The organism is Paraburkholderia sejongensis, from assembly GCF_020880815.1.
GTDB classification, from domain to species: domain Bacteria; phylum Pseudomonadota; class Gammaproteobacteria; order Burkholderiales; family Burkholderiaceae; genus Paraburkholderia; species Paraburkholderia sejongensis.
In genome coordinates, this window is sequence record NZ_JAJITD010000021.1 from 107188 (window position 1) to 130076 (window position 22889).

The 22889-nt window shown below is 61.0% G+C and carries 17 protein-coding genes and 2 pseudogenes; 9 read left to right on the plus strand and 10 right to left on the minus strand.

What is annotated here, in order from left to right:
* Positions 1-21: 21 nt before the first annotated feature.
* Positions 22-1782, minus strand: coding sequence for a solute:sodium symporter family transporter (locus LJ656_RS30295; protein WP_329958917.1), 1761 nt, complete (start codon positions 1780-1782; stop codon positions 22-24).
* A gap of 142 nt (positions 1783-1924) precedes the next feature.
* Positions 1925-2848: an SMP-30/gluconolactonase/LRE family protein gene (locus LJ656_RS30300; RefSeq protein WP_230513150.1), complete on the minus strand. Its 924-nt coding sequence runs from the start codon at positions 2846-2848 to the stop codon at positions 1925-1927.
* Between the two features lie 226 nt (positions 2849-3074).
* On the opposite strand from LJ656_RS30300, the gene LJ656_RS30305 reads away from it, so the two are divergent.
* The 8 genes and pseudogenes from LJ656_RS30305 to LJ656_RS30345 all read left to right on the plus strand — a co-directional run bounded on the left by LJ656_RS30305 (position 3075) and on the right by LJ656_RS30345 (position 12410).
* Complete coding sequence (locus LJ656_RS30305) at positions 3075-4178, plus strand: LacI family DNA-binding transcriptional regulator (protein ID WP_230513151.1); 1104 nt, start codon at positions 3075-3077, stop codon at positions 4176-4178.
* Between the two features lie 764 nt (positions 4179-4942).
* Positions 4943-5212 (plus strand): hypothetical protein, encoded by a 270-nt coding sequence (locus LJ656_RS30310; protein ID WP_230513152.1) that lies wholly within the window; start codon positions 4943-4945, stop codon positions 5210-5212.
* Between the two features lie 59 nt (positions 5213-5271).
* Positions 5272-5823 carry a TniB family NTP-binding protein gene (locus tag LJ656_RS30315; RefSeq protein ID WP_268998834.1) on the plus strand — a complete coding sequence of 184 codons (552 nt, stop codon included), beginning with the start codon at positions 5272-5274 and terminating at the stop codon, positions 5821-5823.
* 591 nt (positions 5824-6414) lie between these two features.
* A complete protein-coding gene (locus LJ656_RS30320) occupies positions 6415-6711 on the plus strand; it encodes a hypothetical protein (RefSeq protein ID WP_425606043.1) in 297 nt (98 codons plus the stop codon).
* A 1314-nt stretch (positions 6712-8025) separates the two neighbouring features.
* Positions 8026-8157: pseudogene (locus LJ656_RS30325) on the plus strand (carboxymuconolactone decarboxylase family protein); the annotation flags it as partial.
* 44 nt (positions 8158-8201) lie between these two features.
* Positions 8202-8985 (plus strand): annotated as a pseudogene (locus tag LJ656_RS30330) (3-hydroxybutyrate dehydrogenase).
* A gap of 215 nt (positions 8986-9200) precedes the next feature.
* Positions 9201-10160, plus strand: coding sequence for a DMT family transporter (locus tag LJ656_RS30335; RefSeq protein WP_230513155.1), 960 nt, complete (start codon positions 9201-9203; stop codon positions 10158-10160).
* Between the two features lie 795 nt (positions 10161-10955).
* The gene (locus LJ656_RS30345; protein ID WP_230513156.1) at positions 10956-12410 is read left to right on the plus strand and encodes an IS1182 family transposase; all 1455 of its coding nucleotides are present in this window, start codon (positions 10956-10958) and stop codon (positions 12408-12410) included.
* A gap of 277 nt (positions 12411-12687) precedes the next feature.
* On the opposite strand, the gene LJ656_RS30350 is transcribed toward LJ656_RS30345, so the two are convergent.
* The 6 genes from LJ656_RS30350 to LJ656_RS30375 form a co-directional block, all read right to left on the minus strand.
* Positions 12688-13818: an NAD(P)/FAD-dependent oxidoreductase gene (locus LJ656_RS30350; RefSeq protein WP_230513157.1), complete on the minus strand. Its 1131-nt coding sequence runs from the start codon at positions 13816-13818 to the stop codon at positions 12688-12690.
* Positions 13811-15448 (minus strand): methionine--tRNA ligase, encoded by a 1638-nt coding sequence (locus LJ656_RS30355; protein WP_230513158.1) that lies wholly within the window; start codon positions 15446-15448, stop codon positions 13811-13813. The genes LJ656_RS30350 and LJ656_RS30355 overlap by 8 nt, the downstream gene beginning before the upstream one ends.
* A gap of 46 nt (positions 15449-15494) precedes the next feature.
* Positions 15495-16562, minus strand: a complete 1068-nt coding sequence (locus LJ656_RS30360) for an NAD(P)/FAD-dependent oxidoreductase (RefSeq protein WP_230513159.1) — start codon at positions 16560-16562, stop codon at positions 15495-15497.
* The gene (locus LJ656_RS30365; protein ID WP_230513160.1) at positions 16559-16927 is read right to left on the minus strand and encodes a cupin domain-containing protein; all 369 of its coding nucleotides are present in this window, start codon (positions 16925-16927) and stop codon (positions 16559-16561) included. Before LJ656_RS30365 ends, LJ656_RS30360 begins: the two co-directional genes overlap by 4 nt.
* Before the next feature lie 38 nt (positions 16928-16965).
* A complete protein-coding gene (locus LJ656_RS30370; RefSeq protein ID WP_230513161.1) occupies positions 16966-18267 on the minus strand; it encodes a lysine N(6)-hydroxylase/L-ornithine N(5)-oxygenase family protein in 1302 nt (433 codons plus the stop codon).
* 143 nt (positions 18268-18410) lie between these two features.
* Positions 18411-19811, minus strand: a complete 1401-nt coding sequence (locus LJ656_RS30375) for an MFS transporter (protein ID WP_230513162.1) — start codon at positions 19809-19811, stop codon at positions 18411-18413.
* A 25-nt stretch (positions 19812-19836) separates the two neighbouring features.
* On the opposite strand from LJ656_RS30375, the gene LJ656_RS30380 reads away from it, so the two are divergent.
* On the plus strand, positions 19837-20679 hold the full coding sequence (locus LJ656_RS30380) for an ArsR/SmtB family transcription factor (protein WP_230513163.1): 843 nt from the start codon (positions 19837-19839) through the stop codon (positions 20677-20679).
* 28 nt (positions 20680-20707) lie between these two features.
* Here LJ656_RS30380 and LJ656_RS30385 read toward each other — a convergent pair whose 3' ends face one another.
* The gene (locus tag LJ656_RS30385) at positions 20708-21379 is read right to left on the minus strand and encodes a glutathione S-transferase family protein (RefSeq protein ID WP_230513164.1); all 672 of its coding nucleotides are present in this window, start codon (positions 21377-21379) and stop codon (positions 20708-20710) included.
* A 69-nt stretch (positions 21380-21448) separates the two neighbouring features.
* A complete protein-coding gene (locus LJ656_RS30390) occupies positions 21449-22888 on the minus strand; it encodes an FAD/NAD(P)-binding protein (RefSeq protein ID WP_230513165.1) in 1440 nt (479 codons plus the stop codon).
* Position 22889: the final 1 nt, after the last annotated feature.

Genomic DNA, 22889 nt, shown 5'->3' on the forward strand with positions numbered 1-22889 from the left:
TTGCTTCGTCTTCCAGATTAATCAGCGCCGCTGTTCCGACGGGCTTGCGTGCCATTCGACACCGCGTTGCGCAATCGTCGCCGCGCGGCGGCGAAACAGCGCGATCAGCAGCGCGGCGACGCACCAGGTGATCGCCATCGATACGATGTACTCGGTGGTCACGCCGCCGTGGCGGGCGACGCCGAGCGGCGAGAACGTCAGATACAGGCTCACCAGCATCGCGATCAGCAGCACGCTCATCGTGCTGGCGAAGCGCCACGGCGTCAGGTCGCCGTGCTGGCGGAACTGCGGCTTATACGGGACTGCGCGCGGATAGCGCAGGCCGAGCATCAGCATCAACGCGACTTCGCAGACGAACAGGATCCCCATGACGTGAATGAAGTTGATCCCGTACACCTTGTCGACCTTGAACACGAAGATCAGCAACGTGTAGGCGATCACATGCAGCAGCAGCACGACCTTGGCCGGCAGCGCGCTGATCTTGCTGTTGAAGAAGCCCACCAGCACCACGGCGATGATCGGAATATTGAAGAAGCCGGTGAAGCGGCGCATCACCGTGTAGATGCCGTCCGGCGCGTACATCAGGAGCGGCGCGATCAGCAGCGACACCACCGCGATCGCAACGCTCGCGCTCTTGCCGACGCGAATCAGCTTTTCGTCGGAGGCCTGCGGTTTCCACACCTTGTAGAAGTCGAATGCGACCAGCGTCGCGGTACTGTTGATCACCGCGTTGAAGTGGCTCATCACCGTGCCGAACAGCACCGCGACGAAGAAGCCCTTCGCCCACCACGGCAGCAGATCGGCGACCAGTTGCGGATACGCGAGGTCAGGCCGCGCGAGCGGATTGCTCTTGTACAGATGAAACGCGATCACGCCGGGCAGCATCATCAGGATCGGCACCAGCAGCTTCAGCAGGCCCGACAGCAGCACGCCCTTCTGGCCTTCGGCGAGGTTCTTCGCCGCGAACGTGCGCTGCACGATCGCCTGGTTGGTACACCAGTAGAACAGGTTCGCGAAGATCATCCCGGTAAACAGCGTGCCGAACGGCACCGAATCCTTCGGACCGCCAATCGCCGACAGTTTCTCCGGCGCCTGGGTCGCTACCAGATGAAAGCCGCTGAAGAAGTCGCCGTGACCGAGCGCATAGAAGCCGAGCACCGGCACCATCAGACCGGCGATCAGCAGACCGACGCCGTTGATCGTGTCCGACACCGCGACCGCGCGCAGCCCGCCGAACACGGCGTAGGCCGCGCCGATCGCGCCCGAGAACCACACCAGCAGCGTGATCGTCGCCGGATACGAGGTGCCGAGCAGCACCTGCACGCCGAACACCTGGTTAAACGTGATCGCGCCGAGATACAGACCCGACGGATTGACGACCAGCATGTAGCCGATCACGAAGAACGCGCTCACCACGCGCCGCGTGGTCGCGTCGAAACGCTCTTCGAGAAATTGCGGCAGCGTCGAGAAGCCGCCGCGCAGATAGCGCGGCAGGAAGAACATCGCGAGCGCGACGGTCGCGACCGCGGCCGTGCACTCCCACGCCATCGCCGACAGGTTGTGCGCGTATGCGTCACCGTTCAGGCCGACCATCTGCTCGACCGACAGATTGGTCAGCATCATCGAGCCGGCGATGAACCAGCCGGTCAGGCCGCCGCTCGCCATGAAGTAGCCGCGCGCGCCGACGTCTTTCGCGCGGCGCGTGAACAGATAGGACACAAAGCCGACCAGCGCGGTGAAGAAGGCAAAACTCAGTATCGTAAAAATGATCGTCTCCTCGATGCTGTTCTGAGGTTAAGGCAGGCGCTGTCCGGTCGGCACGGTCGCAGCCGGGCATCATTTTCGCAGCGCTACGATTTTCAGGCAAAAAATTTCGACTGCATGCTGCGAAAAACTTCGGTGAACTTCAATGGAATCCGATCGATCAGCCGCGCCAGCGCGGTTCGACAAGGCCCGGTACCGCGGTTCGCAGCGTAAAGAGACCACCGGCCAGCGGCTCGCGCGCGAGCTCGTCGGCGGGTCGGCCCGCGCGGGCGCTCGTGACATACAGCGTGCGCAGGTCGGAGCCGCCGAACGCGCACATCGTCGGACAGGTGACCGGCAGCGGGTAGACCGCGTCGATCGCGCCGTCCGGCGTGAAGCGCACCACCCGGCCGCCTTCGTAGAACGCGCTCCAGTAATAGCCTTCGACGTCGACCGCCGCGCCGTCCGGACGGCCGCGATCCTGCGGCGTCGACTCGACGGTGATCCAGGTCTCGCGCTCGCCGCACGCGCCGGTCGCGGCGTCGTAGGCCGAGCGGTAGACGGTGAAACGCGGGGTGTCCGAGTGGTAGAGCCAGCGGCCGTCGGGGCTGAAGGCGAGGCCGTTCGAGGTCATCAGGCCGGCGCTCAGGGGGGTGAGCGTGGCGGTCGCTTTTGTGGCGACGTCCGTGTTCAGGCGGTACAGATGCGCGTGGCCGCCCGCTCTCGGTTCGTCGATCGTGCCCGCGAAGAAGCGGCCGGCCGCGTCGCAACGGCCGTCGTTGAAGCGGCTCGTTTGCGAGTTTTCGGGGTTAGCCGCGAGCATCTGCAACGGCCGGGCTTCGCTGTCCAGCGTCCAGACGCCCGAGCGCAGACCGGCGATGAAACCGCCGCCCTCCCCCTCGCGCAGCGAAAAACAGCCGATATGTTCGGGCAATGCGAATTTGGTCGTCGCGCCGCTCGCCGGATCGAAACGATGCAGCGCCGGTTCGAGAATGTCGACCCAGTACAGCACGCGCTCGCGCTCATCCCAGCGCGGGCACTCGCCCAGTTGGGCGCGGGCGTCCAGCACGCAGTGAAACTCGGTGGACTGGGATTCAGCGGTCATGATCGGATCGGGCGGGGCGAAAAGGTCTCGCGAAGAGGCGAGAAAACGGCGGCGCTTGCTGCGATTTTTTGTCTTCTGGCAAAAATCGCAGCGCTGCGAAATAATAGCGCTACGATTGCGGACAGGACCACCAGGGTCATCCCCGATCGGATCATTCGTTGCGCTGCAGGTTTAGAATGACAAATCGCGCCGCGCGGCACTGGCGGCTCTTTCGAAATGTGGCCGAATGTCCCAGACCAGCAAAGCTCCCACCCGCATCCGCCGCGGCACCAACCGCGTAACGATGGGCGACGTCGCCGCCCGCGCGCGCGTGTCCGCCAGCTCCGTTTCGTTGTTCCTGCGCAACCCGGACGCCGTATCGCCGCGCATCGCGCCGCGCATCAAACAGGCCATCGAAGTGCTCGGCTACGTGCCGAACCTGCTCGCCGGCAGCCTCGCCGCGGCGCGCACCCGTGCGATCGGTGTGGTCGTGCCGTCGCTGAGCAACGCGTTCTTTTCGGCGACCGTCGCGGCGATGCAGAAGGAATTCGACCGCCACGGCTATCAATTGCTGCTCGGCGCGAGCGATTACGACGCCGAACGCGAAACCAGCCTCGTGCGCACCTTCCTGTCGTGGTCGCCGACCGCGCTGGTTGTGACCGGCTGCCGCCACGACGACGCGACCCGCATGCTGCTGCGCCAGGCGCGCGCGCCGGTCGCCGAGATGTGGGAGCTCGGCGGCGAACCGTTCGATTTGCAGGTGGGTTTTTCGCATCGCGCGGTCGGCGAGGCGCTGGCCGAGCATTTGTATGAACTGGGCGCGCGGCGGATCGCGTTCGCCGGCGCGCGGATGACGAGCGACTTGCGCGCGCGGCAACGTTGCGACGGTCTGCGCGACTGGCTCGCGAAGAAAGGCGTCGACGTGTTCGTGATCGAGGTGCCCAGCAGTGCGTCGCCGACCAGCGGCAGCGACGTGCTCGGCGCCGCGCTCGAAGCGATGCCCGGCTTGCAGGCGATTGCCTGCTCGAACGATGTGATGGCGCTGGGCGTGCTGTTCGAGGCGCAGCGGCGCGGCATCGGCGTCCCGGACCAACTGGCAGTGACCGGCTTCGGCGACCTGCCGTTCAGCGAGGTCTGCGTGCCGCCGCTGACGACGATCCAGCCGCACGCGGCGACGATCGGTTTGCGGATCGCGCAGGAGTTGTTGCGGCGGCTTGAAACGCAGGGCGACGCGGATGCTGCCGCGAACCCGGACCGCGCGTTGGAGCCCCAGGTGGTCGACGTCGGGTTTCAGCTGGTAGTCAGGCAAAGCAGCTTGGCGTCGCGGACGGTCGAGGCGAGCGAGGCGTAACTTCGAGCCGTCGCAGCGGGCGTCCGCCCTGCTCGGGATTTCCGGGTTCGTTCGGATGTTCTGAGACTTCGATGGCTCGAGCCGAGCGTTATGAGCCGAAGTCCGCTGCCGTTTGCGGAGAGGTCTGCACGGTCGGACGTATCTGTCGCGCGAAAATTCGCCGGCATGCGGCGCGGTTCTGACGCGTGCCGGTCGCGAAACTGACGGAGTCGCATTGCGGCGATAGCGTGGACGATGCAGAACCGACTGGGCCAGGAGGCGATGTATCGCCTGCGGCCAGCACGGGCTGTGCGGCGGCGAAGCCGCACAACGCCGTAACGAGGAACCAATGTCTGGAAGGCTTCATGATGATCGCAGCGCGCCGGCTGCTAGGCGCGGACCTGCTCCGCTGACCGGCCGCCCACAGCCCTGAAGGACGTGAAAGTGAAACCTTAACTCTAGGCGAGCGCAAACGGCTCTTCCACCACGTTCACAACAATTGACTGTTACAGCTCGTGTTAGCTATCGATCAGCATCCTGGCATCCCTTCTCGCCTGCGCCAGACCATCGCCTTCCGCGGCCCTCATCAACCGGTCACCAGCGGCGACCAGCTCAGATGCTGGCACAACGCATTCGCCTGCTTTCACCACTGTCAGACTGCCTTCCTGATATTGCTTGCGCCACGCAAACACCGGGTGTTGAGGTTCGTTAATTCCGGGAGTGGACAAAATCTGGGGGAGGCTCGTCGGATAAATTGCAACAGTTGACCTACTGGGGAGACCGCCATGGAACTGCGATGGAAGATATTTGTGCAGCGGCAGGGAACGGACGAGCCGGCCTCCATCTGCTCCTTTAACCGCCCCGTGAATGGCGCTACACCTGCCGACTTTGGGTTGTCCCTCACTGAGGGCCGTCAACTCCTGGAGGCGTTGCAACAGCTTGTGGCGCAAGATCAGATCAATGCCTACGATAAGCTTCGTCGGAACTGCCGGGAATGCGGCGGCTATCGGCGCATCAAGGATTGGCGTTCCCGCGCCTTTTTCAACGGCACTTAGCAGAGTGCAAGTCAAAGCGCCGCGAGTCGTATCCTGCGTGTGCACGCCTGAGCCCTACGATGACGACGGGTACGCCATCAGCCTGCGGTTTTCAGAGTGTCCCATTGAGCCTCTTCTGCCTACGCGACGCACCCCGGAGAGACTTGACAAAGCCGATGCGACGCACGGCCCCACGCATGCTGATTGTCGACGCGGTGCATCATCTCCTCGCTGACACCTACCGCGAACAGCGTGCTGCCCTGAACTTACTGAAATTCCTCGCCAACGATCTTCGCGCCAGCATTGTCCTGGTTGGCACAGATGACGCGGTGATCGCCCTTCAAAGCGATACGCAAATGGTTAGCCGATTTACCCCGTTCGAGATGCCTCGCTGGCGTGAAAGTGAGACGTTTCGCCGACTTCTGTCCGCGTTTGCTAGCATCTTGCCGTTACGTCGCCCCTCTGATCTCGCGCAACGGGATATCGTACAGTACGTGCTGGCCGCCAGCGATGGGCTCACCGGCGAGGTGTCTCGTATCCTGAATGCCGCGGCCGAACTGGCGATTCGCGACGGTAACGAGTCGATCGCGCTCCACCACCTCGAACAGGTGGCACCAATTGCTGCTCATTGACCTGCGCCCGTGGCCCGTTGCACATCGGCTGGGATTGGCTTGCAGAGAAGTGAGTAATCCAGGAAACGCCACGAGTCAAGCATTAATCGTTGATTTTTATTCAGGCAAAAAAATACCCGCGCGAATATCGCGCGGGCTCAAGAGGCCAAAACAAAGACAATCCGACGGCCGCAATTCCGAGCAAATACCGTCGTCGCCATATTAAGCGCTAGATGGTCGCCACACGGTATATATGACAATCACTAACGTTCTCCAACGCCGGCGATTAACAGAATGCCTATTTTTATGCGTGAGGGGACCCTGGAGTGGACGGAAGTTCATGATCGAGGCACTCAGCGAGTACGTTGCGACTGTCGCTGATGGATCAGCTTCAGTGACGCGAACTGGCTCTCAGTAATGGCTACCCGCTGACGCCCTACGTAACGCTAACTATTGTCAAATAACGCACTGCCTCAGGCCATTCAGTCAACGACAACGCAAGATTACCCGTTCAAAGCGGACCAGCGAATCATTTGCCGCGCATAGCCACTGCGGCGACAAGCCTGGTGCCATCTAATTGTGGATCGGAGTATGAATATCAAATATCCCTCCATGTCGTTGTTGATCGCGAGCCTTGGAATTGGCATCGCCGGAGCAGCTCACGCGGTCAATCTGGACGTCAATATCGGCACGCCTGCGCCGGTAGTCGGCGCTCCCGTGATTGTTCAACAGGGGTGGCACGGTGATCGGTACTGGGACGGCCATCGCTACTGGGAACGGCAGAATTGGGAACGGGGCCATCATGACGCTGCCGTCGTCGTCGCCCCGGCACCGGTTATAGCCGGCTGGCATGGCGATCGGTATTACGACGGTCATCGGTACTGGGAACGCCGAGTGAGAAGACCATAACCGGCGCCACGAGGATCACTACCACTGCCCCCCCGGACACGCGAAGAAAGGCGAGTGCTGAGTCAAGAAACGGCGCTTCAGCCTGGTGTCTACCCGCTTTTACGGGCCTCAGGGCCCGTTCCTTTTTGTGTAAGCACAAGGTCAATTGATTGAGGCCAGGAGGATTTCGAACAATCGATGCTATCCGGACACTGGCGTTGCTCTCCGTTAAGCAGATCCAGAAAATAACACGAACGCTGGCTCAAGAGGTGGCATTTCCGTTTACAGCACGGGCCGCTTTACAACTATTCATACTCGCTTTGCGATTGTTGAAACTATTCGACCGGATTGAACATAGAATTTAATCGACAAAATTACAGGTAATTGCCATGGATTCTATTTATAAGTTCTCACGCGCAGCTCATAACGCGATCATGGTGATTTCGGTGGTCATGATGGCTGCTGCCGTGTTGCTCGTGACCTATGCGTAACCGTAGCTCTACGATTCAGCGGGACAGACTGACGATGGATGCCCCGAACGGGCGAAAGCTATGGCTCGGGGCTACCATCATCGGGATCGCGGTGGTGATATTTGCCGTGACGCTGCAGTGTCTGCTCGAGCAAGCACAGAAGCGGCGTGCAAGCGCCGCGGCGAGTCTCGCGCACGTCAAACGGCCCGGCTGAGTTTTTTATGTCGCGCCGTCATTCCAGTCCATAATCCGGGCCCTTGCGGATTGGGTTCTAATTGGGGAGCCGTCAAGATTCGGACGTTTAGGTACGCCAACGGCGAAACCGTCAGACTTCGGTCTGAGACGAGGGTTATCACAACGCCGCGCGAAGGCATCGCGTAGACTCGTCGCGACATTAACGTTAGCTTCAGGAAACGCGAAATGACGCTGCTACGCCAATCGATCGAGACTTACATTTTTGCTAAAGATGGGAACCGTCCGCATCTGATGTCTCATGCATTCGCTGCCGACGCCGAACTCGTGATGGATGTCAGAACGGCAGAGATATCATTTCCGACTACGGTGAAAGGGCTTACTGGGATATCCAACGCGTTGGTAAGTCAATTCGCGCAACGCTACGAGAACGTTTATACATTTTGCATCGGAAAGCCGCCAAGCAGCGAGACTACATTTCGTTGCGACTGGCTCGTGTGCATGACGGAGAAACTGTCCGGTGCGGCGCGCGTGGGTTTCGGCGAGTACGAATGGCATGGTTGCGATGAATCCGGTCTAATCTCGAATCTCAAAATCTCGATCGAAGAGATGAAAACGCTGCCGTGCGAATCCGGTAGTTCGATCCTTGCATGGGCCGCGATGCTCCCTTATCAGCCGGGCCGAGATCGCGGAAGCGATCATTCAGCTCGCGTTTTACGCCGGTTTTCCGGCGGCTCTGAACGCGATGGGCGCGGCCAGAGAGGTGTTCGATCAGCTGGATGGAACGTGCTCAGTGGTGGCGTAATTCGATTCAACGCGGTTCCCTATGATTTTCGATCTCTCAAATCCATGAAGAGTCTTAACGGAAAGGTGGCGGTGGTGACCGGTACAGCGAGCGGCATCGGCGAGGAGATCGCCCGAACTCTCGCAAAGGCCGGCGCCGCCGTCGCAATCGCGGATTTAAACATCGAAGGCGCAAATGCGGTAGCGAAAGCGATTGATGCCGCAGGCGGCAAGGCGCTCACCGTCGCGATGGACGTGACGGACGAAGGCGCCGTGAATGAAGGAATGGCCCGTGTTGCTGCGGAGTTCGGCACGATCGACGTGCTCGTATCAAATGCTGGTATCCAGATCGTCTGGCGCGATTGCGAGTTTCTCGTTTTCCGACCGGAAAGAAATGAACGCGATCTACGTGGACGGCGCGTTTCTCACGACCAAAGCTGCGCTCAGGTGCATGTACGAGGGCAACCGGGGCGGCGTCGTAATTTATATGGGTTCGGTGTACACGCACGAAGCCACGCCGCTAAAATCGGCCTACGTGACGGCCTCACACGGTGTGCTCGGCCTCGCACGTACACTGGCCAGCGAAGGTGGCCCACACAACGTGCGGTCGCATGTCGTTTGTCCCGGCTTCGTTTGCACTCCGCTCTTCGACAGGCAGGTTCCGCAGCTCGCGAAAGCGTTCGGCATCAGCGACGAAGATGTCGTGAGGAAGGCCATGCTTAGCTGCACCACCAACGGAATGTTCACGACCGTCGAGGACATCGCGAAGACGGTGCTGTTCTTGTCGTCTTCGGGAGCTGCGCTGACCGGTCAATCGCTCATGGTCAGCCACGATTGGCACATGCAATGAGGCCCTTGCGACCACGGTGGCCGTCATCGGCGCAAGAATAACCGCAGGCCCATGATTCTTGTCAGCTTCTCGTTGGGACGTGGCAACTAGTCCTGTCACCGTACGAAGTCGCGTCAGATAACGACAATTCTCAGCTAAGAGAATGTCACCATCGTGTCTCAGGATGGCGAACCGATTCAACGAACCAGCCTCTTAATGCAACAGGAAGCGAACTGATGCGTAGCCAGAAACTTGCCAGTACTTTAAAAGTGCCATCCACGCACGTGGCAATGCTGCTGTTTGGCATCGTGGTCGCGTCGTGGGGCGGCACCTGGGTCGTTATCAAAGTGATCGTGGCAGAGGTGCCTCCGCTTTGGGCGATCGCGATCCGGAACGGAGCTGCCGCCGTAGGACTTGCTTTGCTGTTGATGGTAACGGGCCGGTTCATCGTGCCGCGCCGCGGTGACTGGCCGATCGTCCTCGTCACCTCGCTGTGCCACATGACCGTGTTCGTGGTACTGATGACGATAGGGCTGAAATACGTACCCGTCGGTCGATCTATCATGGTCGGCTACACAACCCCACTGTGGGTGGCCCCGGCTGCTTGGCTCTTTTTGAAGGAGCCGATGCCTGCACGACGGATAATCGGTGTGATCATTGGGTTGATCGGGACCTGCATGCTGTTCAAGCCTGGGGCCTTCGATTGGCATAACCACAATGCGGTGATGGGCAACGGGTTGCTGCTGCTCTCCGCACTGTTCTGGTCGGCGAGCATTCTCTACACACGCGTTCATCGCTGGGTTTCGACACCGCTGCAACTGGTTCCCTGGCAGGCGCTCATTTCGGCAATCGTCCTGACGATACTCGCGAGTGCGTTCGAGGGAACTCCGCACTTCGCCCCTAGCGTGAAACTGATTTCCGCTTTCGGGTACTGCAGCATTGTCGGAGTGGCCATCGCATATTGGGCGATGACGATCGTCAACAGTAGCCTACCGGCGACGACGACATCGCTTGGTGTGCTTGCGACACCGATTGTCGGCATGGCGATTTCAGCGTTCCTCCTCGGCGAAAAGATCGATACCGGTCTGCTCGTCTCCGCAGCGATGATCATATTTGGGATTGCGCTGGGCACGACTGCTGGAACGCGCAGTCACCTCGCGTCGACACGGCCGTTGACCGCGGAAGCGAAACAGTAAGTTGGCACGCACGAGCTGCGCCGACGCGTCGCTTTCGCGACCGCGTGTGACAGGCGAGGCTCACACGCGATTCCTTGTCGAACGAGAAATCGCGCTTGAAATCGAGCGTGTGCGATTCCGGTATCTGGTTGTCCTTGAGCGCATGAAGGTCGGCGAAGGTCACGTCTCGCAGGTCGGCTTTATGCAACATGGATATCTGTCGCGTATCTCGTGCTGTGACTGGGTCTGGGTATGCGCTGAACCAGGTAAACTTACCGGTTCGAAGCCGATCGTTGCGCTCGTGAGACCCTGCGTCTCACCACCTTCTATCCACCGGCAGCTGCGGTGCGCTTCTCTTCTGGGCCCAACACATCCAGTCAGCCTCGCTCCGGCGGCTGCATCTGGCCGCGCAGTCGTCAGAGACGCTTTTCTTCATTGTGCGGCCACTCGCTACCCTTCAGGATGCGTCGCCGGCGCTACTGCGCCTGGCTATCAAGCCTTCGGCTGACGGTCTGACGGTCGATATCGTGAAGCGGCGCGGGCCGTCCGCGGCAGATCCGCTCTCGATCCCGTTGCGACTGACGCCGGTTCTCCTTTCCCGGCATAGTCGGGTTTCCCGTCGCTCGCCCATTCCCGTCGCCGCGCGGAGTATGCATCCTGATGCGGTCATATGAATCCGCGGAGCCCATCGGTTGCCATCGGATTTTTACTCCGGAAACCAGTTGTGCCGCAGCGCGAGCGTCGCTGATCGACCCAGCCTGTGTGAAAACGCATTGATCGCCTAAACTGAATCAACGCGCTGAGACTGGGTGACTCATGAAGCGATTCGTTGAAGGCGATGACCGCAAGCAGGTCGCACTACTTCCCGAATGTGTCGATGACTACATCGGGCAGGACAATCCCGTGAGAGTAATCGATGCCTTCGTCGACGAACTTGATCTCGCGGAGCTCGGTTTCAACGGTTCCACTCCGGCGCTCACGGGCCGGCCGTCTTACCATCCTGGCGTGATGCTGAAGATCTATATCTACGGCTATCTGAACCGGATACCGTCGAGCCGGAGACTTGAGCGCGAATGCCAACGCAATGTTGAGCTGATGTGGCTGACAGGACGGCTCGCTCCGGACTTCAAGACGATCGCGGACTTCCGCCGTGACAGCGGCGCGGCGATCCGCAACGTATGCCGGCGTTTCGTCGAACTGTGTCGCGGGCTCAAGCTGCTATCCAGTGACATGGTGGCTATCGACGGTAGCAAGTTCAAGGCATCAAACACCCGCGACAGCAACTACACGGCAAGCAAAATCGACAAGCGCCAGAAGCAGATCGAGGAAAGCGTGCAGCGATATCTCGATCTGATTGAAAGCGCAGACCGCACCAGTCCTACCGGATTCGATGTAAAGACGGTCAGGCTTTACGAGAAGATTGCCGTGCTGCGCCAGCAGATGCGTGAGCTCAAGCAGATCGGCAGGCAACTGGAAAAGCAGCGGGACAAGCAGTTGTCGCTGACGGATCCGGACGCACGCTCGATGGCAACGAGTGGAAGAGGCTCCGGCATAGTGGGCTACAACGTCCAGGCAGCAGTTGATACGAAACATCATCTGATCGTTGAACACGAAGTAACCAATGTCGGGAACGATCATGGACAACTCAGCAAAATGGCGATATCTGCGAAGCGCGCGATGGGCAGATCGAAGCTGAAGGTTGTTGCGGACCGCGGTTACTTCAGCGGGCCGGAGATAAGGGCATGCGATCTGAACGACATCAGCGCGTATGTTCCCAGGCCGCTCACGTCGGCATCCCGGAAAAAAGGTCTGTTTACGAAGACCGACTTTATCTACATAGCGAAAAGCGACACGTATCGATGCCCTGCTGGCGAGCGCGCGATCCATCGATTCACGACCGTCGAGCATGACCTGAATCTGCGAGTCTACTGGCCCAGCGCGTGCCCACGTTGCCACCTCAAGGAACGATGTTCACCGTCTGACTATCGTCGAATTCGGCGATGGGAGCACGAGAATGCGCTTGAAGTAATGCAGCGTCGGCTCGACCGGAAACGTGACGCCATGACCATCCGCAGAAGTACCGTCGAGCATGTCTTCGGTGTCATCGGCACGCTGAAGCACTGGATGGGCCCCGCACACTTCCTGACCAGGACGCTCAGGCGGGTGAGTACGGAGATGAGCTTTCAGGTGTTGGCTTACAACCTCAAGCGGGTGATGAACATACTCGGCGTTCAGGGAACATTGAAGGCTATGAAGATGGTCGAAAGCTAAAGCCCTGAGAGGCTTTGTTGCGCACGCGACGGTCGATCGGTGCAAGCTGTCTGGGTCGAACGAGATTGACCTGATCGGCAATCGCGCGCATAGCAGTGAAAAACCAGTTTCCACACAAGCTGGACCCGGAACGGCCCTTCCGATTTCCTCACAGCAGACATTCGGAACGGTGGACCATAGCAATCGCTCTTGCAGTCGCGACGTTTCGGGGAAGCGCAATCCGTCGCGCAAAAGTGATCAGCTTCAATAGCCACAATCTCAACGGCACCGCCGAACGTTAATCGAGAAATCGGCTAACCTTAAACTGGTGCAGGTCAACATGCATTTTTCCTCCGCCGATCAATGCGGCGATTTCCTGTCCAAACACCGGCGCGAATTTGAATCCGTGCCCCGACAAACCCGCAGCGACAATCAGCCCTTCGACGCGCGGATCAACGCCTACGATCGGATTTCCATCGGGGGTATCGTCGAAAAATGACACTCTGCTGCCTATCGGCAACGCCTCCGAAAGCCGGGAAAATCGCTGCGCGGCCCGTTCGCAATATCGGCGGGTCGCGTCACCGTCCATCAGGCAGCGAAGCGCGTCAGGACCCACCGGCCCACTGTCGGCCGGAGCGAGAGAGCCGATCATATAGACGCCAGGGCTATCCGGCCGCAGATAGAAACCTCTCCCCCTTTCGCTATAGCCGGGCAGCCGCGCTTCCTCCGCCTGTCCCGCAATCCTGCAGATGGCAACGCTTTGTCTCGATGCGGATATCGGCAGATTGGCGCCGCAAGTCGCAGCAAGAGACGCCGCCCAAGGGCCTGCGGCATTGACCACGATGGCGGTATCGATCCGGCCGCGGTCGGTTTCCACACCCGTCACCCGCCCGTTGAGCGTGTGAATCCGGCGCGCGGCCCGCTGCTCGTCGACGACCGCACCGAACCGCCGCGCGCCCTGCGAGAAAGACTGCGCTGTCGCGCGCGCATTGCAGTAGCCGGCATCCGGCTCGTATATAGCGCCAGCGAGACCGTCGGCGTCGAAGTCGGGCATCGAAGCTCGCATCTGCGTCGGCGAACAGAGTTTTACGCCAATGCCATCTGACTGTTGTTGATGTACCTGTCCGCATGCGCGTTCCCATTCGGCGTGGTCCACCCCGGTCAGAAAACCGGTACGCTGATAACCGCAGTCGCCGTCGAAAATCTCGGCCCATTGCCGGTAGGCACGCAAGCCACGCGCCGCGAGTCGGGCCAGCGCGGGGTTCGCATAGTACTGGCGAACAATGCCAGGGGAATCGCCGGACGCGCCCGACGCGATTGTCCCGCGCTCCAGCAATCTTACCGTCAGACCAGCCCGGGCGAGATGCAATGCGACGCTGCTACCGGTCGTGCCGCCACCTATCACCACGACGTCAGCGGTCTCATGCATGGCTTTCCACCCCATCGAGCGACAGGCTGGCTGGCAGACATGGACTTAGCAATTCCAGCGACAGCGGTGAGAACCATGTGCGGAAGTTGCCTTGCACATGCGGTGTCGACGCGCAAAGCACCTCGCGCCGCAACGGCATCCCTTCATGTCCGAGCGCGCGCCACAGTTCGACAGCCAGCCTGGGCATGACCGGCGCGGCAAAGTACGCGAGGCCTTTGAGCCAACCGTACGCCTCCTCCGGACTCCCGAGATCGACCCGCGGCAGGCCGACCCATGCAAGCAGCACGGCACACGCAGCGCGCACGGAGACGGCATCGAGTCGAAATGCGTGATCCAGCGTACTCGACGACGCCTCGAATCGCTCGGCCACCGAAGTCGAAATGGACCACTCGCGCTGCGGACCTCGCGCCAGCGTTTCCCACGCAGCGTCGATCCGCGCTTGCATCGTGACTGCCAGGTCATCGTTGACGAAGCGGATAAAGTCGCCCACGTCGAAGTTGGTCGTCTGCTCTTCCGGACTCTCGCGAGCCAGAAAGTAACGCACTGCATCGCTCGACGCAGGTGTCATGTCGACGATATCGGCAGCCCAAACGACATGCAGCCTGCTAGTCGAAAACTTGGAGCCCTGAAGGTTATAGAAATAGTTCGTCAGCACGTGATCGAACGGCTGACGCTCCGGCAATGCATTCATCACCGCAACCGAGCCCGCCAGCAGCAGGACAGCATTGTCGATGCCAAAACTGACCAGCGTAGTCACATCGCTGCCGTGGACCATCGGATGATCCTCGCCACCCTCCATCTGCGCGTAGCGCTCGCCGCACGTCAAGCCATACTCCCACCCGGCCTCGAACAGCACCCGGGGATTGCCCCATCGGTCCGCCGGCCAGGCGACGCCCCAATCGCCGGGTGCAGTCAGCCTGACCAGGCCACGCTCGCGCGATAAAAACCGCAGCACTACTGCGATGAACTTTTCCGGCGCACCTGCGGATTGCAGCCGCCGCACGAGTTCCGCTTCATCCGGCACGCGCAGGAAGAGGTTTTCCGTCTCACGCCATTCCAGATCGGCGTCGCCCATCCGCGGATTGGGATGGAGCATCGACTCAGGGCGAAAGTGGGCACCGCAGGCCTCGCAAAAATAACCGGCCGCCGGCGCTTCGCACTGCGGGCATTGGCCTGTCAGCCATGCACCTGCGAGGTACCGGCCGGTCGCGCGGCTGTACAGCACCTTCTCGATGATGGTTTCGGTGCAACCGCTCGCCACGAGCGTCTCGACAGCGCGCCGTGCGTTGTCAGCATGGCTGAGTGCGTACGGCCCTTGCACCAGATCGAGAAAATCGTCGACTTCGATATCGAGCGCCGCCAGATCGCGGGCAATCTGCGCATGATAGTCACGACAGACTTCTTTCGGCGGGCGGGTCTCCTGTAGTCCCTTCCAGAGCACGTACGAGTCGAAGCCATCGACGGCGGACACGACGCGTACATGATGGCCTTGACTGCGCAGATAGCGGCACAGCATGTCCATCCGCAGATAAGGCCCAGCGATATGGCCGAGATGCAGCCGGCCGTTCGGCGTCGGCGGTATAGGCATCAGGAAAAACTTCCGCCTCGAAGAGTTCACAGTAGTGTCCATGTGTGCGTGCATTTGAAAGAAACAGGAAGAGGGCGAGGCGTTTGCCTCATGCTTCGATCAGGCGCAACGCTTCATCAGCGATGCCCGGCGCCAGCCGGAAGCCCGCACCGCCGCCGGCACCGGCAAAGACCGCCGCGCGGCTTTGGTCGAGCGAGACCAGCGGTTCCCCTGTCGATGTATAGGCGTCGCAAAACACCCGGCCACCGCAGCAGACGTCGGCCAGCTCCGGCAGATAGCGGCGCAAGACGCCTTTGGCCACGTCGCGGTCGCGCTCGCTGATTTCTAGAGCGTGCTTGCGAGGCCGACAGTCCCATTCGTCGCTGCGAAAGCTGAACAACCATTGATTGCGCGCGGGCAACGGCATCAGATAGGCGTCGTCTTGTGGAAAGAACACGGCTGCGGCGTCAGGCTGCGGCGAGCGGTCGACGTGCAAGGCGACGACTTTCTTAATCCGCACGTCGTGCGCGTCGGCGAACGCTTCGAAAGGCTCCTCCACGATCCACGGCCCGACGGCAACCACGGAGCGCCCGGCGTGGAACGCACGACCGTCCGCCAGCCGTAGCTCGGCGCCCGTTGCGGACGGCCGCATCATCGTCACGGCGGCGCCTTCCACGCAGCTCACGGTCGCCGAACCCAGACTTGCACTGATCAACGACCTGGCGATGAGCCCTGGATCGTGACTGACCGCCGTGCCGCCGCGCAACACAGTCTGCGCGGCGTCGAGACGCGCCGAAAGGCCGAGCCTGCTTTCGAGTTCGGTCTGTGGGATCGAGCCACCACCGATCGAGAAATCGACCGCAACCGCGCGCACCTCGTCACTGGATTGCGCGTCGGCAACCCAGAACACGTCCGCCTGAGTCGTGTTCAAGCCGAACGGCGCCTGCACATCGGCGTAGAGGTCAGCGCTGATTGCCGCCAGCTTCCGTTCGCGCGCTGAACGCCCCGTGGCAAGAAGCACGCCGGCCGAATGCGCGGTAGCTCCGTCGCCCACCCTGTGGCGATCAACGAGTACGATGCGCCATCGCGGGTGGCGCAGAGTCGCTAGATACAAGGTCCATGCGCCGACTATGCCGCCGCCGACGATCGCCAGATCGTATCGGTCAGTCATCATCATGCCCACCACACGGAAAAAATCTGCGCATCGACATCGCCGTTATTCCGCGCGAAGTGCGGCTTCCACGACTCGAAAAATACCGCTTGCCCGGCACTCACGGGATGCCGGCCATCGTCGTAAAAGACGTCGACGGTGCCCTCGGAGATAAACCAGATCTCACGGACCGCATGCTTGTCTTCCTGCGTCCCGCAACCGGGCCGGATCGTGAACCGCGAAGTGCGCAGCGGCGCGCTGGCCATCCCGTCGGTGAAGCTGTGCATGAACAGCTTCACGCCTTCAATATCCACGGCTTCCTGCCATTCCGATATGACGGGAAAAGGTGTCGCCACCACGTCCGCCGTTGCATCTCCCAAGTGATTTTCCATAGCCATCCTTAAACGAATCTCGCGCCTGACCGGGTGCGTTACGAAGCCATTCGCAGGCCGGGGCTCGCTTCTCGTCCGGAATGGCTTCGTGTATCCCAACTCACGAAGGACGCCGGCACTTCCACGTCGTACACCGTGCGCTGGGCGACGCTATTGATGATCCGCGCGCAGCGCCACGGAATCAGGCCGAGGTTGGGATCGGCGATACCGCGCTGGCTGCGCGCGGCATTTTGAACGTAAATCCGGCAGCCTTGCGGGCTGTCCCATCTGATCGAGTAATCCTCGTTGACGACGAACTCCCCTTCGTTCGTATCGATCCGCCCGGCGATGGGATCGAGGAAAGTCGGCATGCCGTAGTCGTAGCCCGTGCACAGCACGACGATGTCGGCATCGAGCGCTTCGTGAATGCCCGAATGTGCATGCGTCAACTCGAGCGCCCAACCACCCTTGTTGCGGGTGACGTCCACCAGCTCGCGGCCGGGTTGAAGATGGAGATCGCAGGGATGCCCAAGCACATTGCGCAACTCATAGACGCGCCGGTAAATCGACTCGAGCAGCGAAGGCGAAATGCCGTCGCTCGCCAGCTTCTGCTCGGCGAGCAATTGGCGCCGCCGCGCTTCGGGCAGACCGTAGAAATAGTCGCTGTATTCAGGTGTATAGAGCTCGTTGGTGAAGCTCGACTCGTCGAGCGGAAAGAAATTCCAGCGGCGCGATACCCAAGCCACGCTTGCCGGCATGGCATCCGTATCGGAAATGAGATGCTGGAAAACCTCCGCGCCTGTCTGGCCCCCGCCCACCACGACCACGCGCTTGCCCTGAACCGGATTGTTGTTGAGCAGGTATTGCGACGCATGTAGCAAGGTCGCGCCGAGCCACGGCTTGGCGCAGGCCGGCACGCTCGGCTGCTGGCCCGTGCCGAGGACGAGGTTGCGGGTTGCCTGGGTTCCGCCGGAGCCTTTCACGACGAGGAGGCCGCCTTCGATATCGACCGACTCGATGTCACTGTCGAATTGCAGATCCGGAATCTGTTCGCAAGCCCAACGATAGTACTGGTTGAATTCGCGCCGCAGTACCTGCGGAAAATTCGCGTTGATGAAGCACAGCAGGCGCTTGTGCTTGACCAGAAACGACAGGAACGAGAGCTCGTTAGTGGGATCGACGAGGCTCACCAGATCCTTCAGATAGGGCACCTGGAGTGCCGCCTGCGGGAGCATCAGGCCTGAATGCCACTGAAACTCGCTACGCTTGTCGAAGAATCGGCCTTTGATTTGCGGATGCGGGCGCAACAGGGCCGCAAGGCTCAAATTCGCCGGTCCTATGCCGATTCCTACCAGATCCATTACCGCATGTGCTGACGTAAGGTGCATGGTTTAAATCCCTTTGACGGATGAAACGGAGCTTCGAAAAGGCGCAGAGAGACGCCATGCGCGGCGCGAACGCGGCGCATGCCAGCTTGCTGTGGGTACAAGAAAAGCGATGTCGGCTACGCAGTACCGCGGGCGTGACGGGTGGCGAGTACCGAGGCGAGGCTCCACAGAAGCGCTGCCAGCAGTGACAGGCCGATAGCCAGATAGACCGCGACGCGAACCCCGGCGTCGAGTGGCTGGATCGTGCTCATCAGCGCGCCGAAGATCGCAACCCCGAATGCGGAACCCGTTTGCCGGCTTGCATTGAGCACGCCCGCCGCGACACCGGCGCGCGCCTTATCCACCACAGCCATCAACGCGGCTGTCGCCGCTGGCGTAATCACGCCGGCACCGAAGCCGACCGCCGGAAAACAGAGTGCAATCCGCCAATACGGCGCATTGTCGGCCAGTGCAAGCAACCCGGCGAAACCCAGCGCGTACAGCAGGAAGCCGCCGCACACGAGCCTGTGTGCGCCATACGCTTTGTTCAACGCACCGGAAGCGAAGCTGCCGATGGTCACCATCACGGTTAAGGGCAGAAACGCGAGGCCGGTCTGCAACGGCGGCCAGCCGCGCGCGGACTGAAAATAGAGGCTCAGCAGAAAGAACAAGCCGTAGAACACCAGCCCCGAGATCATCGACGCAAACGCCGATGCCGAAAATGCCGGACTCCGAAAGAAGCTCAGGGGCAGCATGGGTTGTTGGCGTGTGGCTTCGACCAGCACGAACGCAATCCACGCCGCGATGGCGGTTACGACGCCGGCGCGGATGGCGAGCGCATGCCACCCCAACTTCGCCCCTTCGATCAGGACCGCCACCGACGCACCAAGCGCAACGATGGCGAGCACCTGCCCGGCCAGGTCCAACGGCCGGTCAGACGCGGCCGGACGCGCGGATTCGATGCGCGTGGTAAGCCAGGCGCCAATTAGCGCAATCGGCACGTTCACGAGAAAAATGCTTCGCCAGCCCAACAGATGAATCAGCAAGCCGCCGGCAAGTGGCCCTGCCGCCATCGCGACGCCTCCGCATCCAGCCCACACGCCGATCGCACTGGCTCGCTGCTGCGCAACTGGAAAAGCACTATTGATGAGTGTCAGCGAACACGGCACCAGTAACGCCGCGCCGACACCTTGCAGGATCCGGGCAGCGACAAGAATCTGCAAATTCGGTGCAAATCCGCACAGCGCCGACGAGCAGGCGAAAACCAGCAGGCCGATGAGATAGACGGTTTTTGCACCGATCCGGTCGCCTAATACACCACCGCTCAGCAACAGGCTCGCAAATGTCAGCGTATAGGCGTTGACGACCCATTGCAGGCCGGTAATATCCGATCCCAGACTCGCAGCGACGGGTTCCAATGCAACATTGACAATGGATGTATCTAATATGACGATGACGTAGCTGAGACTCGTCGCCGTTAATACCCGGTTTTGACAATTATTTTCATTATTCAAGTGTCCAAGCCCCCATTCATTCATCAGTTCTCCTGTTGACTATAAACTGGTGAAAGCCGAGAATGCTTCGGAGCGTATCGAAGTGTGCAGTCGAAAATTTTTTGCTAGCCAAACGCATCAATTTCCGGAAGCTGAAATAATGAGCCAGCACAATATTTCAACCGTTGCGCATCTCATCGCCGAGCCGGTCCGCGCCGTGATTCTGATCACGCTCGCTAACGGCAATGCCTTGTCGGCGAGCGCACTTGCCGAAGCGGCGGGCGTGACTGCGCAGACCGCCAGTTCGCACCTTGCAAAGCTGCTCGACGGCGGCCTGCTGACTGTCGAAAGCAAGGGGCGGCATCGTTATTTCCGGCTCGCCGGCGCGCACATTTCGCACGCGCTCGAAAGCCTCGCTTCGATCGGCCCGGTCACGCCGGCCTGGCGGAACACACCGAATCGCTCGGCCCGCGAGCTGCGCTTCGCGCGCTGCTGCTACGACCACCTCGCGGGTCAGATCGGCGTCGCCGTCACTCAAAGCATGCTCAGGCGAGGCTTCGTCATCGAGGCCGGCGACCGCCAGTACGCACTCACCGCGTGCGGCAGCGCGTGGCTGCAGCAACTCGGCGTCGACGCGGACGCCCAGCCTCCGGAGCAGGCGGGGCATGCGCGGCAATGCCTCGACTGGACCGAACGGCAGTACCACATTGCCGGACCGTTGGGTGCCCGGCTAATGGACGCTTTTCTTGTATGGGACTGGATGCGCAAGTCTCCCGTTACGCGCTCGGTGACCATCACGACCAAGGGATGGGTGTCGCTGGAAAAACACTTCGGCATCGCACGCGATATCGGCGAAGCCTCGCTGCTGCCCAAAACTGACAGTCGAACAGACGAGCAACCCGCGTTTGCATGACGTGTGCAGCCGCGTGGCCGATGCGCGGCTATGCAACTCGCGCCCGCGCGGCGGTGGAGGTGCTTTGTATCTCGGCGATTCGGCGCTCCAGATCTTCGCCGGTGGAACGCCACGCGGGAACGCCATCGAGCAGACGCTTGTGCCAGGCCATCAGATTAGGATAGGCGTCGAACGGTGCGCGCGTGCGCGGAAGGTGGCTAAACGGCGCGGCCAAATCGATATCGGCCAGCGTCAACGTGTGTCCGACCACGAACGGGCGGTCGCGCAGATGGGCGTCAAGCACCGTTGCATAGCGATGGATAGACTTCAGCGCATCGCCGACCAGCGCCGCATCTTCCGCATGTCCCTGAATTGGTTTGATGAAACGCTCTTCAATCAGCATGGAGGGGCCGCGACGGAAATGCTCGGCGGCCCAGAACATCCATTTGAGGGTTTCGAAACGGGCGGCGCCGGCCGGCCACAGGATGGAGCCCGCCTTCTCGGCTAGATAGATCATGATGGCCGAGGCCTCGAACAGCACTACATCGCCGTCGACGAAAGTCGGAATCGTCCCGTTAGGATTCAGCGCGAGGTACGCCGGCGTGCGATTTTCTCCGGCGAACAGATTGACGAAGATGAACTCCACGTCGAGCTGAACGTGCCGTGCTGTAGTCAGAACGCGCCGCGTATTGCTCGATCCCCGGTCGCCATAAAGCCTCATACTTTTCCTCCCTGAAAACGCGCTGTGCACCAGCTCGAGCCGGCAGTTAATGTGTTGTGGCTGGATGCTTTAGCTGAAACGCCACGCACCGGTTATTTCGGTAGCCTGACGAACCGACTGATAGACCGCATTGACCATCGGCGCGGCGAGGTAGGAGGCGATGCCCGCAGTCCAGATACGTTCGGGATCGCTTGCTTCGGGCAGCCAGACGCGAAGGTCCTGCGATACGCGCGGCGCCGTGACAGGCAACAGAGGGTCTGCCGTCAACGCGAGCGAATCGTGTGTTGCATGGAAGCGCTGCCTCTGAAAACCCGTCGCGCAGATCACGACGTCGAAGCTGTCGAGTGCGCCGCTGGTCCATTCGACACGCCACCGCTCGTCCCGACGTAAGCGCTCGGGCACTGCTGGCTTCACCTGCAATCGGCCTTCGCTCATGTAACGCAGAAGCTTCTCTGCCGTTTCCAGCGGCAATGCAAACAGATACCGGCCGACTGCTGTGGCGCAGTTGCTGAGCGCCCGGTTTCGCGTCTCGAGCGTGCCACCGCGCAACAGCTGTTCGGCAAGGTCCATGTAGCGCACCAAGATGTTCTGCCAATCGGTCGCACCATTCCGGGCCAAACCAGTTTCTCGTGCGAGCCGTTCCGCTGCATAGGTGGAACGGTCGATCTGGCTGCGCAACGGCCGTCCGGCGACCCCCTCAGCCGACCGTGCAACCTGCCGCAGCAGACGCCGGTAAAGCAGTGGGCTCGATAAATCGAGCCGAGCAATTGCTGCTTCGTCGATCTCGACGGGACATTGTCGCGGCGTTGCGGTGCGTACGGCGGGCAACCGGCCCGATGGGGACGCCATCACCACGGAATGCCCCGCGCCGCACGCGAGCAGTGCCGCGTCAACCGCCGACAGCCGGCTGCCCAAGACTAGAACGCGGCACGACGCCGGCAGGTGCTCAATCACGCGCCGCTCCGGGTACAGACATTCGAACAGTGCTGGCGCACCGATATGCGATCGCAGCGCGTCCGGCAGGAACGGCGCACCGCTACCTGTGCAGATCACGACATCGCTCGCCTGGAGCGAAGTGCCGTCGTCGAGCAACACGCGATATCCGCCCGCGGGATGCTTCTCTATCGTACGCGCCGTCGCCCGAAAATGACGATGCCCGACATCGGCGTCGCGCGCCAGCATCCGATAGTGTGAATAGCGGTCGGCAAGGTAGCGCGAGACGAGAAAGCGCGGAACAAACGCGTCAGGCGAAACGGTCATCGCCTGCGCGCGAAGATAGTGCAAAAAGTCGTATGGATCGTCGTCAAGCAGGGACATCGTCTCGACGGATGTATTACACAGCAGCGCGGGCTCGGTCGTGGCAAACGCGATCCCATTGCCAATACCGCGCGGATCGACGATATCGATGCGCGAAACACTCCGGTTCCTGACTGCGCTGACAAAAGCCGCGATGCCCGCTACGCCCCCTCCTACGATTACCACCTCGCGCTTGCCAGTCGCATTGACCATG

Bases quoted from the DNA above. Each gene is read 5' to 3' on its own strand.
- LJ656_RS30300 (WP_230513150.1), bottom strand. From the start codon at position 2,848: ATGACCGCTGAATCCCAGTCCACCGAGTTTCACTGCGTGCTGGACGCC.
- LJ656_RS30390 (WP_230513165.1), bottom strand. From the start codon at position 22,888: ATGGTCAATGCGACTGGCAAGCGCGAGGTGGTAATCGTAGGAGGGGGC.
- LJ656_RS30320 (WP_425606043.1), top strand. From the start codon at position 6,415: ATGTCGTTGTTGATCGCGAGCCTTGGAATTGGCATCGCCGGAGCAGCT.
- LJ656_RS30375 (WP_230513162.1), bottom strand. From the start codon at position 19,811: ATGAATGAATGGGGGCTTGGACACTTGAATAATGAAAATAATTGTCAA.
- LJ656_RS30315 (WP_268998834.1), top strand. From the start codon at position 5,272: ATGACGACGGGTACGCCATCAGCCTGCGGTTTTCAGAGTGTCCCATTG.
- LJ656_RS30305 (WP_230513151.1), top strand. From the start codon at position 3,075: ATGTCCCAGACCAGCAAAGCTCCCACCCGCATCCGCCGCGGCACCAAC.
- LJ656_RS30385 (WP_230513164.1), bottom strand. From the start codon at position 21,379: ATGAGGCTTTATGGCGACCGGGGATCGAGCAATACGCGGCGCGTTCTG.
- LJ656_RS30335 (WP_230513155.1), top strand. From the start codon at position 9,201: ATGCGTAGCCAGAAACTTGCCAGTACTTTAAAAGTGCCATCCACGCAC.
- LJ656_RS30310 (WP_230513152.1), top strand. From the start codon at position 4,943: ATGGAACTGCGATGGAAGATATTTGTGCAGCGGCAGGGAACGGACGAG.
- LJ656_RS30355 (WP_230513158.1), bottom strand. From the start codon at position 15,448: ATGGACACTACTGTGAACTCTTCGAGGCGGAAGTTTTTCCTGATGCCT.
- LJ656_RS30365 (WP_230513160.1), bottom strand. From the start codon at position 16,927: ATGGAAAATCACTTGGGAGATGCAACGGCGGACGTGGTGGCGACACCT.
- LJ656_RS30350 (WP_230513157.1), bottom strand. From the start codon at position 13,818: ATGCATGAGACCGCTGACGTCGTGGTGATAGGTGGCGGCACGACCGGT.
- LJ656_RS30345 (WP_230513156.1), top strand. From the start codon at position 10,956: ATGAAGCGATTCGTTGAAGGCGATGACCGCAAGCAGGTCGCACTACTT.
- LJ656_RS30360 (WP_230513159.1), bottom strand. From the start codon at position 16,562: ATGATGATGACTGACCGATACGATCTGGCGATCGTCGGCGGCGGCATA.
- LJ656_RS30370 (WP_230513161.1), bottom strand. From the start codon at position 18,267: ATGGATCTGGTAGGAATCGGCATAGGACCGGCGAATTTGAGCCTTGCG.